We start from the raw sequence: 14,527 nt of genomic DNA, 5'->3' as shown, positions 1-14,527 counted from the left end.
CTATTTTCTTTCTACTTTATTATAACATAACCTGATATAGGATAAACTAAAATATCCTTTGTTTTGTTTTTTAAGCTCATTTTGATATCTATGATACTTTTAAGCAATTTTTGCTCCATAGTGTAAGGCCTTCCGCTTCCATCAAAGCAAAGCGTTTGGTTTTGATCATTTAAACCTGTCGTTTGTATAACTATACTTTTATCCAAAAAGAAATGTTTTGGTATGTTTTTTTGCTCTTCGAATCTGTCCAAAGTGGACTTGCCGTAAGCTGATCTTTGGCCGGATATATTTAAGTCTATACATGTTAAATCATACTCTTTTGAAGCATCTCTTTTTTTCCACAATGTATCGCCAAATCGGTAATGGTCATAATTAATAGCATTTGCCTGTTTGCTTTTTATCTGTAAGCTAAGATAATTTACATTGTCATTTAGTTTTCTATCCGGAAAAAGCGATATGGCACTGCCGGCAAGTATGGCTATAACGATGATAACCAGGATAAGTTCTATCATAGTAAAAGCTCTTTTATTTTTCATGGTCTTTGCAATGTCCTTCTTATGATCCTAAGAGGTATGGAATTTTTCGGATTTGTATCATTGCTGTCAACTTCCACTTCAAGCATCGCCATACCCTGCGAATCCTCCGTGGTGATGACATGAGTCATATTGTCATTGGCACAGTAAAGTGCATCACTTGAACCGCCTGTAAGATAGTACCATTTGATATGTACTTTAGCTATAAATCTTTTATCATTCGAAGTGATGTTGATATCTTTTAAACATCCGTTGGCGCTGCTTCTTTTATACCCGCTTATGGCAAGCAGCGAAAGCTCGACCGCGCTGTTTAAAAAAAGCTCCGCGCTCTCTTTTTCATATATATTTGTAGTTTTTACGATAGAAGATTTTGCATATCTTAGCGCCAAAGATATAAGTCCCCCAACAAGCACTATGACAAAAAGAGCATAGATAAGTCCAAAACCTTTTCTCAAAATATCACCTTTTGTTTTGATATAGTGACACTGTACTTTTTATCACTTGAAATTACCCTTTTAAAAGTCAAATTAAACTGCAGGTTGTTGTTTACGATATCTACCCTAAAACCTTCTACTTCGCTTGAGAGTACCGTAACATTACCTTCCCTTGTTTCGCTGCCTGTTATATTTGGGTCTGCGCAAAAAGTCTCTTTTTTCCATGGTCTGTAATCATAAAACAAAAACATTGTCGAGTTGAAATCACTCTCTTTTATACCGCTTAGATCCAAACCGCATCCGCTTTGCACAAGGCTTTCATTCAAGTCTGCTCCTCTTGCTAAGGCATAAGCACTGTCTACAAGATAGTACTTTTCATATATCTCGCTTGGGTGTGATTTTAATCTGATAAGATTATTTATCGAGGATGAGCTTATCTTGTATATGAGTTTGGCATCTCCTCCATGCCATCCAAAAGAGTTGTCAAAGTCGCTGTTAAGCGCCAAAGAACCGCTGTCAAACGAGCCTGCAAAGATAAGTGCTACCAAGTCATTGTCATATATATTTTGTGTTGTGTCAAACTTTTTTTTCTCGGTATCAGATATGGATGAGATATTTGTATCTGGTGAAACAAGAGTATTTGTTAAAGGATTTGAAGCGTTCATATCCACAAAACCGCTGTAATCTCTGTGCAAAAAAGACTCCTTAGCAAGAGATATCCACTCTAAAACATTGTAAGTTTTATTGATATCGTAAATGGAGCGGTACTCATTTGTGGCTGTATCGTATCCTATGACTGACGATGGCACTCTATCATAAAGCAAGGAAGCTACTTCGGAGCTAACAAGTTGTGAAGTTTGAGATAGTTCACTGATAGCTTTTGACTTTGCCGCCCTTAGATATATCTCTTTTAACGCTATGAAAGTTCCGGCTGAAAGTATCCCTGCAACGACGATGACAACTATCATTTCTATAAGAGTAAAAGCTTTTTTCATATCTCTTACCAACTTCTCTTCTTTATCAAAACTTGTCCTATGTTTGAAGAGACATAGTAAAAGTTGGATATTTGTCTGACTTTTCCTCTTTTACCGCTATAGTAAACATCAGTTCTAAGCATTTTCAAATTGGTTGAACTGTTTGATTCACTTATATTTTCAAGATGTATAACTACACTTTTACCGGCATAGTCATAACTAAAAACAGTGCTGTCATCCAAAGCGTAAAAAACTCTGTTTGAAAGCGTATAAAGACTATCTGTTCCTATGTTGGCACTTATGTTTATATCGTTAAAATCATCGAAGTCATTGAGAAACGCAGGATCACTTTCACCGTCACTTGATATCGCGCTTGCCTGTAAAGCATTTTCACAGTTTCTCGAACCGACAAATCCTCCTACTCTGTAGTGAGAAGTCGTATTGCAATCAAATCTGCTGTTTGAACTGTTAGTTAAGAGTATATCATTGTGCAAGGTATTGTTCTCATCCCACGGCAATCTTGAAATCATATTGACTGTTGATACACCGTTGAACAAAGCATCCTCTCTTATGGAAAAATTATCACTTTTGTTAAAAGCAAAGATGATCTTGGGGATAACGGTAAAAACCAAAGCTATGATCACCATGGAAAAGATAAGCTCGATAAGAGTAAAACCTTCTCTTTTTTTTGTCACCTGTAAACCTTCACACCTACTTTTTTGATAGTTCTGTTTTGTTCATGCCCGATGTCTGAACCTTGAAAAGTTCCGCTTTTTATACTGCTACTCGAGTTTTTCAAAAGCTTGTACTCGATACAAGGATGAGTTGAACAGTCACTTGTATTGCTATCGTTATAATCTTTATAATCATTATACCATAACCATTTTGGTATCAAGAGATGAAGCACGGCAGTATCGTAGCTATCTTTTGAGTTTAAGATATCGAAACTTACTTTTGCATTGTTTGCATCTGTTATATGGGATATGGTTATGTTACTTTTGTCAGACGATGAGAGAAGTAAGTTTTGCTTTGGTTTGATGGTAAAAAGTGCGGATTTGCTGACCCCGCCGTCGTATGCATTTCTATACCAGCTTAAACTATCCTGGAAAAAACCGTTTATACTATCTTGACAGCCGTTGCAGTAAACATCTATATAAAATCCACTCGTAGTATTTTGCTCGGTTGTTTGAAAATCCTGGACATAAATCTTGCCATAGTAAAAAGTACTGTTTTGATCACCGTTTATGTTACCGGTGGATATAGCGTCATTTTGGTATTTACTGATATCGGATGTAGTGATATTTATATCTTTCAAGCTTAGTTTTACAGGATTTAAAGGGTGATTGCGTTCTCTTTTTACATTGAAAGCATAAGATGCGTTTGCCTCACCGCCAATAAAAGATAAAGAGGCAAGAGTGATATATGCATGATTGATATCTTGAAGATTCAAACCCCCTTCTATAGGAACAGCGTCCAGGGAAACATTCGTATCACTGTAATTTGCATCGTAACTAAACGATATATTCATATCTTTTGCATAACATGTAGAGTTAAAATCCGCCAAAGCTGTGCTTGAGCCTTTTGCATAAGCTTTTATGGTAGCTTGCACGGTAGCATTCATATCAGTTGCATTTGCATCATAAAGCCACTCTTTTGCGGTTGAATTTTGATAATTTACATTCGTGATATTTATATCGTACGGTTTAACTTCAATCATCACTGAACCCGGAGTGATATATCTTTGGGTATCGTTTGTATCGTCACTGTCGACTTTGGCAAACTCGCTTCCTGGCTTTTCTTTGATGGTTATATTGATATCTCCGAGATTGGAGTAAGTGGCATTGACATCATTTGCCAAGCCGTTTTGAAAACTAAAACCATTTACATTCAAAACACCTTGAAAACAGCCCGGTTTTGTTATATTTGATTCTATGACAAATGAGACATCTTTTGTTTCATTGTAGTCGGTTGCATTCACATCATTTGCATCAAGTGCCTTGAAAGTTATGCCAAATGTATCACCCGCATAAAAAGGCGCATTTGGCAAAAGAGTAAACTTTTTGGGTCTTATGGCAAAGTTATCTGTTGAAGTTGCGTTTGTCTCGTTGGTATCGGTCTTTCCAAAGATTTGTATCTTCGCGCACTTCGTACTTTTACTGTATTGAAAAACAGGTAGGTCAAAACATCCATTCTCATCGGTCAAAGCGTTTCCACTCCAGATAGTAAATTTGTTTTTTATATTTGAACAACTTGCACCATAATCCAGCAATTCAACTTTTGTTATATTGGCATCTTTGGCTGCCGATCCATTACTGTCTTTTGCCAAAATAGTTAGATTTATATTTTGATTGACTATTTTTGTTTTTATGTTATTATCCCAGTTGTAACACCCTCCATATCTATCGACCGCATTAAAAGTAATATTTCTATCGTTTGAAGTACAAACACACTGTCTTATCTGACCGGTATAATCCCTCCCTGCATTTTCATTATCGTAAATCCTTTTGATATCGGAGTCATTTAAAGCCTGATCAAATATCTTTACTTCATCCATAATACCTTTAAAAACTTTTAACTCGTGGCTTCCGGTGTATAAATTTGCTATATAAAAATCAGAGGAATAATCCGGTATGGCACTACTTGTTTCACTATGCACCGAGTCCAAAATACCATTTATGTATATCTTCGTTCGTTCACTTTTTGGCAGCCTGCCGTCAAAAACTATGGCTATATGCGTCCATTCATTCGCTTTTATCTTTTTGTTAGAGTGCGTTCTGTCATTTTGTGTGTCTATGTCAACATACAGTGCCGCTTCGTTGTTGTTCATATTGTGTCCGTTCCAAAAGAATACACCGTATGCATATTGTGAGTTTCCCGTATAACTGTTTCTTTTTGAAAATATACCTCTTGCGTTTGTTCCATTTGTCTGTCTAAGTTGTGTCGGATATATCCATGCTGTAGTTGTGAGTGTTTTCGTATTATCCAAAATATCACTGTCATTTACGTCTATATACTGTTTTTGACCATCAAATTCAGCACCTGTACATACCTTTGCTCTTTTTGATTTTAAAGCATCGCCGTCAGGCTTTATGACTCCAACCAGACCGATAGCACTCTCAGCCACATAAAATGACTGCCCCCCGGAGTTGCACATATCATCGAGTCTGTAATCGGCAACGGGGCATATTTTATATCTTGGTATATCGATACCATTATACTGTTTTTTATGAAGATTGTTTTGCACTATACCTTCGATCTGGGTGCTGCTCAATACTGATTTGAAAATCAGAACTTTATCGATATAACCTTTAAAGCGGTTATGAACTTCACCGCTATCTGTTTCACCACCAATGCTTGCAGTGCCTGATGGAGTACCTACCGTTCCGGAAACTGTTTGAGAAACACTATCAAGCAGTGTTCCGTTTATATCATAAATATCAAGAGTTTTTTTCATACTGTCTTTATCAAATGTAGCTGCCGCAAAATACCAATGCTTACTTTGTATGATATTGTGACTGTCCAAAGATATAGGAGATAATCCACGTATATAAAATCTCGCTCTCCCGCTTCCTGGATCTCCTATGCTCAAAGCATAATTACCATTTCCATTTTGCTCATCATCTGCAAAGATTCTTTGACCGGGCTTGCCGGCATCTTTGGTGTAAAACCAAGCAGTAATAGTTCTTGAACCAGTAATATCTGGGAAGTTAGGAAGCTTTATGTAACTGTCGTGTCCATCAAATACAGCTGCTCTTCCAAACATATCATCATATGATGAGATATATCTTGTATTTACCCCATTTACAGATGTACCGTTATAACTGCCGGTAGAGTCTATTACTTCATTGTCACTACCATTATACTTGCATGATTCAAACTGATAGTTGGCTATGGGCCCCTTAAGATACAGTTCGATCTCTCTTGCACCCAAATAGCTTCCATATCCATAGTTGTTTAAAGTGATAAATCTAAACAAAGATCCATTTAGATAATTAAAATTAAATGTCTGAACGTTCGATGTCTGTAAAGCTTCAAAGGTATGTATACCACCTGCTGGTTTACACATAAACTCAAACTCTTTTCCTCCCACGTAACTTCCATGACCGTAATTATTGATAGTTTTAAATCTTACATCCGTGACATTACTTAGATTTGAATCGAGGTTGAAAGTTTGAAGGGTATTGGTGTTTTGGGCTGTGAAAGTTCTTATGGGTTTATTGTTTGTGCCTATTACTTCAAACTCTTTTCCCCCCACGTAACTTCCATGACCGTAATTATTGATAGTTTTAAATCTTACATCCGTGACATTACTTAGATTTGAATCGAGGTTGAAAGTTTGAAGGGTATTGGTGTTTTGGGCTGTGAAAGTTCTTATGGGTTTATTGTTTGTGCCTATTACTTCAAACTCTTTTCCCCCCACGTAACTTCCATGACCGTAATTATTGATAGTTTTAAATCTTACATCCGTGACATTACTTAGATTTGAATCGAGGTTGAAAGTTTGAAGTGCATTGGTGTTTTGGGCTGTGAAAGTTCTTATGGGTTTATTGTTTGTGCCTATTACTTCAAACTCTTTTCCTCCCACGTAACTTCCATGACCGTAATTATTGATAGTTTTAAATCTTACATCCGTGACATTACTTAGATTTGAATCGAGGTTGAAAGTTTGAAGGGTATTGGTGTTTTGGGCTGTGAAAGTTGTATTGCCATTTATGGATACTTGCTGCCAGCTTGAGCCGTGGTCATGGCTTACAAATACTTGAAAATCCTTCAAGCCCCAGCTTGCAGAGCTTCCAACTACTCTGAATCTGTCAAACGTTATATTGTTATCAGCATTCCCGTCATAATCGGTATCGAACTTATAGTCAAAATTGTTGACAAATACACCGGTGTGACTAAGCCATCGATTGTGATAATCCGAATCGTTCATTCTTGTTGCAGGATAACTGTTACTGTATTGTGAAGCGGTATTTTGGTAAACGCCTGTTTCATACTCGTTTAGAAAGTTAAAATTCGTATCACCCGCGCTGTTTGGAACACTCAAATATGTCCAGTTGTTATCACCTGCGTACTTTACTTCAACTTGAAAATCCTTCAAGCCCCAGCTTGCAGAGCTTCCAACTACTCTGAATCTGTCAAACGTTATATTGTTATCAGCATTCCCGTCATAATCGGTATCGAACTTATAGTCAAAATTGTTGACAAATACACCGGTGTGACTAAGCCATCGATTGTGATAATCCGAATCGTTCATTCTTGTTGCAGGATAACTGTTACTGTATTGTGAAGCGGTATTTTGGTAAACGCCTGTTTCATACTCGTTTAGAAAGTTAAAATTCGTATCACCCGCGCTGTTTGGAACACTCAAATATGTCCAGTTGTTATCACCTGCGTACTTTACTTCAACTTGAAAATCCTTCAAGCCCCAGCTTGCAGAGCTTCCAACTACTCTGAATCTGTCAAACGTTATATTGTTATCAGCATTCCCGTCATAATCGGTATCGAACTTATAGTCAAAATTGTTGACAAATACACCGGTGTGACTAAGCCATCGATTGTGATAATCCGAATCGTTCATTCTTGTTGCAGGATAACTGTTACTGTATTGTGAAGCGGTATTTTGGTAAACGCCTGTTTCATACTCGTTTAGAAAGTTAAAATTCGTATCACCCGCGCTGTTTGGAACACTCAAATATGTCCAGTTGTTATCACCTGCGTACTTTACTTCAACTTGAAAATCCTTCAAGCCCCAGCTTGCAGAGCTTCCAACTACTCTGAATGCGCTACATTCATTTACCCTCTCACTACTGTTTTCATCCCAGTTGGTATCGAACTTGTAGTCAAAATTGTTGACAAATACACCGGTGTGACTAAGCCATCGATTGTGATAATCCGAATCGTTCATTCTTGTTGCAGGATAACTGTTACTGTATTGTGAAGCGGTATTTTGGTAAACGCCACCTTCTATCCAGCTTAACATATCTGTTTTTTTTGATATATTATTATCGGATATGGCTCGTACCCAGCCTTTTTTTCCTATATCTTGCGATAGATTCATATCTCTTGAGCTCAATATAGCAAAGGACTTGATGGAGGGCGATCCGCCATGATTGTATAATTTAAAAACATTAAAACTTTTTGAGGTGTTTAAATCATCGAACTTAAAAATTGCATTATTGACAAATACGCCGGAGTGGCTGAGCCAATATTTATCAGTTTGCAAATCATTCAGTCTGGTATATGAATAGTAACTACTATACTGCGAAGGCGGTCTTGTTATGACAGCCCCATTGTTCGGATCAAGCAGATTAACTTCAGCATTTACATATATACTTACCAAAAACAGGGTCAATGCTTTAAAAATAATTTTATAGTTTTTATGCATATTTTTTCCATATATTTTTCATAATATTATCTAAATAATATTATTTTAGATAATTATATTCATATTTTTAGTTATACTAAGAGTAAATCGGCTTTTTAAAAATTTTAAATATATCTTTAGGCTATTATTGTATATTGTTTTTATGATCAAACTCTGGAATGATTTCCTTAAGTTTCGCGATTTTATCCTCGCATACAAGCAACTCTTTGATATCTTCATTCAATTGATCTATATCATAAAAAGTTAGTTGAAAGTAAACCTCCAACCCTGCTATTTTATATAGACAATTTTATTTTATCGGAGCTATAGTTATGTATTAAAGCTTGTATAATATTTTGATATGGGATACCTACCTGCTTTGCTTTTTGTTTAATTATTTCAAGATCTGATAATTTTACATTGATACTGATTTGTTTTTTGTCTTGGTTATATTTTATCGTATCTTTTGCTTTTTGTTTTATCTCTTCTTTATCAAAATCAACCTTTTGAATATTTCCACTCTCTATCGCTTCTAAGATTTCAAGCTCTTCTTTGCTGTACCGCATCAAGACCCCTTTTTATATTTTTTGTTTAGCTTTCTACTTGGGATTATTGTCTTTAAAAATATATAATCCTCGCCTATTACATAAGGAACATAGCAAATGTACTCTTTTATCAATACTACATAGATATACTGATTTGGATATTTGTCTGATAATGGGTGTTTATAGTTGTCAACTATCTCACCTTTGCTAAGAGCCTCAACAATATCGTCAAAACAAACACCCCGTTCTCTTTTTAATTTCAAATTTTTATCTTCATTCCACTTATACATTAATATATACCTTATACATATCACATAATTATATGATAACTGATTTAACTTGTCAAGAAAAGTAAATCTCTAATCCTGCTATTGTATTGCTATTAGTTATATTTTGTCCACGCCACCCCCATTTGGACACCCCGCCGGATCATTGCTCGGTAGCTACTTATATCCAACACATGACAAATGACTCTCTATTTTACAAATGGATTTCTTGGCTTTAGCTCGATAGTCAAACCTAAAGTTGACAGAATATTATCAAGCGTAGCTACTGAAATATTTCCAAAGTAGCCATTTTCTAGTTTTGAAAGAGTAGTTCGGCTCATTTTTGCTTGTTTTGAGAGTTCAGCTTGAGTAATGCCCATCTCTTTTCTTTTTTCTCTAACTTTCATTCCAATTTCTGATAGTGTCAATGCCTATCTCCTTTATGGTTTTTTGATCAAGTGATGATCTCCAGCTATCTAACATTCGTTTTCCTATTTTTTTGAAGTGTGGATTTTTAGCTATATACTCTTCTAAATCACCTATTGATTCTTCTAAAGTACTTATGCACTCTTGATAATATTTGTCAGCGTTAGATAGTGAAAGATTACAGTATTTTTGTCCAAAAGTTATAAGTTCTTTTTTACCATACCAAAGTTTTTTTCCTTCTAAAGTAAGAGCCGGTTTATCTTTAAAGATATAAGCGGTAGTTGTAACTATATCATAAGCCGGAGCAAATTTTATAGAGCTAAAATCATCACTAAAGATAAGTCCAAAATTTTTTAGATGAGCATCCCCATTTTTTAGCAGATAGTTCATGATGATAGTTTTGTAAAAATTTATCAAAGATTCTCCGCTATCATTTACAAATGAGCTTATCACTTTTGCTACTTGTTCGTAGCTTCCTTGATATTTATTTATTCGATTTTTATCCATAAGCGACAATGCCTCTTCAAATCCCCAAATCCCATCTTTTTGATGGGTAAACTTTTCTACTATCAAAAATCTTTTATTTTTTGAGAGGGTAATATTTGGGATCGGAATACCTGCATTTTTAGCAGCTTTAAGACAAAGATATTCATTTTCAGCCAAATATTCATACTCATCGCCCCAAGTTTTGATGATATATTCTTTAGCTTCTATAGTTTCTTTTGTTTTAAGTAAAGCAACTGTTTTTGGCTGAACACCGCTAATGGCATTTTTATCTAAAAATTGATTTAAAAGTTTGTTAAAAGTATCTTTAGTATCATTATTTATGATATTTTCTATATTAAAAAAATCAAATTCAACCGATTTTTTATCACTTTTGTATTGAATCCTGCCATCTATGTTGGGCGAAAGGATAGAAAAAAGAAGATAATCATCAATATATCCATACTCTTTAGTTAAAAGATTTTTAAATATTTCAAAAAGATAACCTTCAGGAAGAAAAGATTCAAAATAAGGAGAAAATCTATCTTCCCAAAGATATATCTTTTGAGTATTTGGCAAGGATAGAGATATAGAGTTTTTTAAAATATTATCCTGGTAATTTAGAACGGTTTTCTTATCATCTTTAAAAAGAGTTGCTATTTTGTTTTCATGATGATAGATATCTATCACTAAATTTCCTTTTTGTTTAGATTAGTGAACATTATATCTAAAAGATATTAAAATGTAAAATAAAATAAACAAAAACCTAACATTATGATGATAAAAACATAAATATATTATTCCCAATACCTGACCCCTATTGCTTAACCCTCTATCATCATGTTAAAATATACCGATAAGTAAATCGGCTTTTTTAAAATTTTAAATATATTTAAATTATTATTTAATATTGTTTTTATGATCAAACTCTGGAATGATTTCCTTAAGTTTTGCGATTTTATCCTCGCATACAAGCAACTCTTTGATATCTTCATTCAACTTGTCTATATCGTAAAAAGTTGGTTTTGCTACAAATATCGATTCATATTTGGTAGTTTTGTCCGAATCACTTATAAGCAGTTCTTCATATAACTTCTCTCCCGGCCTAAGTCCTGTAAATTCTATCTTGATATCTTTTTTGCCGCTGAGCTCTATCATTTTTTTTGCCAAGTCCACTATCTTGATGGGCTTGCCCATATCAAGAACAAATACCTCTCCGCCGCCGCCAATGGCACCTGCTTGAAGAACAAGTTCACAAGCTTCGGGTATGAGCATGAAGTATCTGGTGATTTCAGGATGAGTGACAGTTACGGGTCCACCACTTTGTATCTGTTTTCTAAACTTCGGTATGACACTTCCACTGCTTCCAAGCACATTTCCAAACCTGACTCCAACTATGTCAGTTCCTTTGCCGTTGGAGTTTTGCGCGTAAAGCTCACAGATCCTTTTAGTCGTTCCCATGACATTTGTAGGGCGGACTGCCTTATCTGTGGAGATGAGTATGAATTTTTTAACTTTATGTTTTATAGAGAGATCTATACAGTTTTTTGTACCTACTATGTTGTTGACTATAGCTTCTTCGGGATTGTACTCAACTAATGGCACATGTTTATAGGCAGCTGCATGTATAACGATATCCGGCTTATATGTTTTAAAGGTTTTATCTAAAAACTCCTTCTTGGTCACACTCTGCAAAACTGCCACTTTATCGATCTTTGTTATCTCTTGCTCTATAGTATAAAGGTTGTATTCACTGTGATCCAAAAGGATAAGTTTTTTAGCACCGTATTTTTCACATTGTCTGCATATCTCACTGCCTATACTACCTCCTGCTCCTGTTATGAGAATGGTTTTATCCTTTATAAAGGCTGAAATGGTTTTTTTATCCAAATCTTTAGGATGACGTGCAAGCAGGTCCTCTACCGATATATTTTTTAATTGTGTTGAAAAATCCTGAGTTTTAAGTATCTCATCCATTGTCGGCAGAACTTTAACCTGTTTAAAATATACCGACAGTCTGTCATATATCTCTTTTATCCTGATTTTTGAAGCTGAAGGCATAGCTATGACAAGGAGATCAAGCTTTTCACTGCCTATCTTATCTTTTAGTTTTTGCTTTGATATGATCTTTACCGAATCAATAGAACGGTTATATATGTATTTATCATCATCAACAAAATATTTTACTTTGTATTCTGTATTGTCAAATTCGGACTTTAGTTTTGTGCCGGCTTTGCCCGCACCGTATATGACTACTGATTTTGTCTTTTTTACATAATTTTTATTGACCAGGTAGTAGTAAAAATAAACTGCAAAATTTATGGCAAAAAGATAAAAAAACAGTTCTGATGCCATCAGGGCAAATCTGACTTTACCATAAAACAAAGGCGCATATGCGAAAAATGCGGCTATATATACAAAACTTTTTATAAGAAAGGTAGTTTGCGATGCTTTGGACCATGATAACGAATAGTCGCTGAACAAAAGTAAAGATGCCAACATCCGAACCAATATAACACTAAGAACCAAATTGGTATAAAACGGCTTATGAAATATAAAAAAAGTCCACCAAAAAGTCGCACATGTAAGGGTAATAATCACTAAAAAATTTAAAATTCGTTTATCTATGGGTATTTTATGCATATAACCTTGCTCTCTTGGTTTGATAACATTATAGCATATAAATCATGAAAAACTCTTTCTTCGATCACATAGCTTAGTCATACCATACAGTAGCAAGATAGATAGAGAAAGTGCCAAAGGCAGGCTTGGAGAAAACTTTACCAAACAAAGCAATACTATGTTTACAACTATAGATATGACAACGACCCTACTATGGGAGAGACCTCCTTGAACTGCTCTTTGATAAGCATGTTTTTTATGGGCATGACTGAGTTTTTCACGGTTTTTATATCTTCTAAAAAGTGTCAAAGTAGCATCGAACCAAAAAAGACCAAATAAAATGATCCATACCCAAAAGTTACTACTTTGGATGTTGGCGTAGTATATGGTAAATACCGCTACGGTATACCCAAGAAGTGTACTTCCCACATCTCCCATAAATATCTTCGCTCTGTGCCAATTCCAAAACAAAAATCCCAAAACCGAAACAATGAGCACCAAAAAATGCACTCCTCCAAAAAGAATATATCCGCTTACACCCAAAAAAACAGCTTCGCTGCCGGCATATCCGTCTATGCCGTCCAAGAAATTATATAGATTGATAAACCAGACTGTCATAAAAAAAGCAAACAGGTTCGTAAAGATATGACTGTTTATGTCAAATATGAACAAATTTATACTATCTAACCCACCAAGAAAATACAATCCCAAAAAAGCGGTTATACTCTGAGCTATCAAACGAGTTTTTGGACTCAAACCGTACAAATCATCAAAAAAACTAACTGCGGATATAACAATACCACTCATCAAAGCATAAAAAAGCCTCTCATCCACTTCGCCTTTCATATAAAAATAAACAAGTCCCAGAAACCATGTAATGGCTATAGCTATACCCCCACCATGGGGAGTAGGTACATCATGGCTGCTTCTTTCATTTACTTCGGCTAGTAATGATTTTTTTTGTGCTAAATTTTTTATCATATAAGTAAGGATGAAAGATGAGGCAAACAATAGGAGATATATCATAAATCTTCACCTTTTATCATATATTTTATGCCCTCTTCAAGGGAGTAGGGATTGCTCAAGCCCAGCTTCTCTTTTGTTTCACTTATATCCACTTCAAGCGAGCAAAAAAGTCTTTTATGAAACGATGGCTTGGCTATCTTTAAAAAACTTTCAAAAAAAGGAATCCTAACTAACAATACTTTTTTATCCAAATTCTTCGCTATAAGCTCTATAAGTCTTGTTGTACTCACCGTCACATCATCACCGGCTAAAAAAATACCGTCTTCCTCCTGCCCTATAACCTCATCTATCAAATGACACAAGTTACCCACATAAACCATACTTCTCCTGTTTTGGATATCTCCAAAAGGCAGGATAGGTACCTTTTTTACCAAATTAACTAAGCTTCTCATATTTCCTGGTGCTTTATACCCGTATACTATCGGCGGTCGTATAATAGATACCTTGAAGTTGTCATCTTCTAATTTTTTAAGTTCTATTTCCGCTTTTAGCTTACTTTTACCGTAGGGAGTTATTGGATTACATTTTGTATTTTCATTTAATCTTTCTTTATCTTCACCATAAACAGCAATGGTACTTAAAAAAACAAACTGCTTTACCCCATGTTTCTTTGCCATAAGTGCAAGTTTTACAGGGTAATCTACGTTTATTTCATGATATTTCTCATAAGGATAATCTCTCTTCTGATGTACAAGCGCTGCACAATGCAAAACAGTATTTATATCATCAAATTTTATACATTCTATCTTTTCATTCAATAATGAAAATTTTTCAAACCCATACTTACTTGGGTATTTTTTTATGAAACTACTTCCCAAATAACCATTACTTCCTGTTACTAAAATTTTTTTCAT

Annotated in this window: 12 protein-coding genes; all 12 read right to left on the bottom strand. The window is 35.0% G+C overall.

The features are described from left to right. Positions 1 to 11 precede the first annotated feature (11 nt). Positions 12 to 536, bottom strand: a complete 525-nt coding sequence (locus ACZ47B_RS09955) for a prepilin-type N-terminal cleavage/methylation domain-containing protein (protein ID WP_464894377.1) — start codon at positions 534 to 536, stop codon at positions 12 to 14. Next, positions 533 to 988 carry a hypothetical protein gene (locus ACZ47B_RS09950; protein ID WP_464894376.1) on the bottom strand — a complete coding sequence of 152 codons (456 nt, stop codon included), beginning with the start codon at positions 986 to 988 and terminating at the stop codon, positions 533 to 535. Before ACZ47B_RS09950 ends, ACZ47B_RS09955 begins: the two co-directional genes overlap by 4 nt. After that, on the bottom strand, positions 985 to 1,962 hold the full coding sequence (locus tag ACZ47B_RS09945; RefSeq protein ID WP_464894375.1) for a type II secretion system protein: 978 nt from the start codon (positions 1,960 to 1,962) through the stop codon (positions 985 to 987). Before ACZ47B_RS09945 ends, ACZ47B_RS09950 begins: the two co-directional genes overlap by 4 nt. 5 nt (positions 1,963 to 1,967) lie before the next feature. Continuing rightward, the gene (locus tag ACZ47B_RS09940; protein WP_464894374.1) at positions 1,968 to 2,636 is read right to left on the bottom strand and encodes a type II secretion system protein; all 669 of its coding nucleotides are present in this window, start codon (positions 2,634 to 2,636) and stop codon (positions 1,968 to 1,970) included. Continuing rightward, a complete protein-coding gene (locus ACZ47B_RS09935) occupies positions 2,633 to 8,326 on the bottom strand; it encodes a LamG-like jellyroll fold domain-containing protein (RefSeq protein WP_464894373.1) in 5,694 nt (1,897 codons plus the stop codon). Before ACZ47B_RS09935 ends, ACZ47B_RS09940 begins: the two co-directional genes overlap by 4 nt. A gap of 275 nt (positions 8,327 to 8,601) precedes the next feature. After that, positions 8,602 to 8,871, bottom strand: coding sequence for a hypothetical protein (locus tag ACZ47B_RS09930; RefSeq protein ID WP_464894372.1), 270 nt, complete (start codon positions 8,869 to 8,871; stop codon positions 8,602 to 8,604). Further along, positions 8,871 to 9,140 (bottom strand): DUF4258 domain-containing protein, encoded by a 270-nt coding sequence (locus tag ACZ47B_RS09925; RefSeq protein WP_464894371.1) that lies wholly within the window; start codon positions 9,138 to 9,140, stop codon positions 8,871 to 8,873. Before ACZ47B_RS09925 ends, ACZ47B_RS09930 begins: the two co-directional genes overlap by 1 nt. A 185-nt stretch (positions 9,141 to 9,325) precedes the next feature. After that, complete coding sequence (locus ACZ47B_RS09920) at positions 9,326 to 9,544, bottom strand: helix-turn-helix domain-containing protein (protein WP_464894370.1); 219 nt, start codon at positions 9,542 to 9,544, stop codon at positions 9,326 to 9,328. Beyond that, positions 9,513 to 10,715, bottom strand: coding sequence for a type II toxin-antitoxin system HipA family toxin (locus ACZ47B_RS09915; RefSeq protein ID WP_464894369.1), 1,203 nt, complete (start codon positions 10,713 to 10,715; stop codon positions 9,513 to 9,515). Before ACZ47B_RS09915 ends, ACZ47B_RS09920 begins: the two co-directional genes overlap by 32 nt. Before the next feature lie 210 nt (positions 10,716 to 10,925). Beyond that, complete coding sequence (locus tag ACZ47B_RS09910; RefSeq protein ID WP_464895728.1) at positions 10,926 to 12,659, bottom strand: polysaccharide biosynthesis protein; 1,734 nt, start codon at positions 12,657 to 12,659, stop codon at positions 10,926 to 10,928. A 51-nt stretch (positions 12,660 to 12,710) separates the two neighbouring features. Next, positions 12,711 to 13,673 carry an MraY family glycosyltransferase gene (locus tag ACZ47B_RS09905; protein ID WP_464894368.1) on the bottom strand — a complete coding sequence of 321 codons (963 nt, stop codon included), beginning with the start codon at positions 13,671 to 13,673 and terminating at the stop codon, positions 12,711 to 12,713. Next, positions 13,670 to 14,527, bottom strand: coding sequence for an NAD-dependent epimerase/dehydratase family protein (locus ACZ47B_RS09900; protein WP_464894367.1), 858 nt, complete (start codon positions 14,525 to 14,527; stop codon positions 13,670 to 13,672). Before ACZ47B_RS09900 ends, ACZ47B_RS09905 begins: the two co-directional genes overlap by 4 nt.

It is taken from the genome of Thiofractor thiocamini (genome assembly GCF_055384375.1).
Note: the sequence above shows the minus strand (reverse complement) of the source record. Positions and strands in the feature narration are given on the sequence as shown.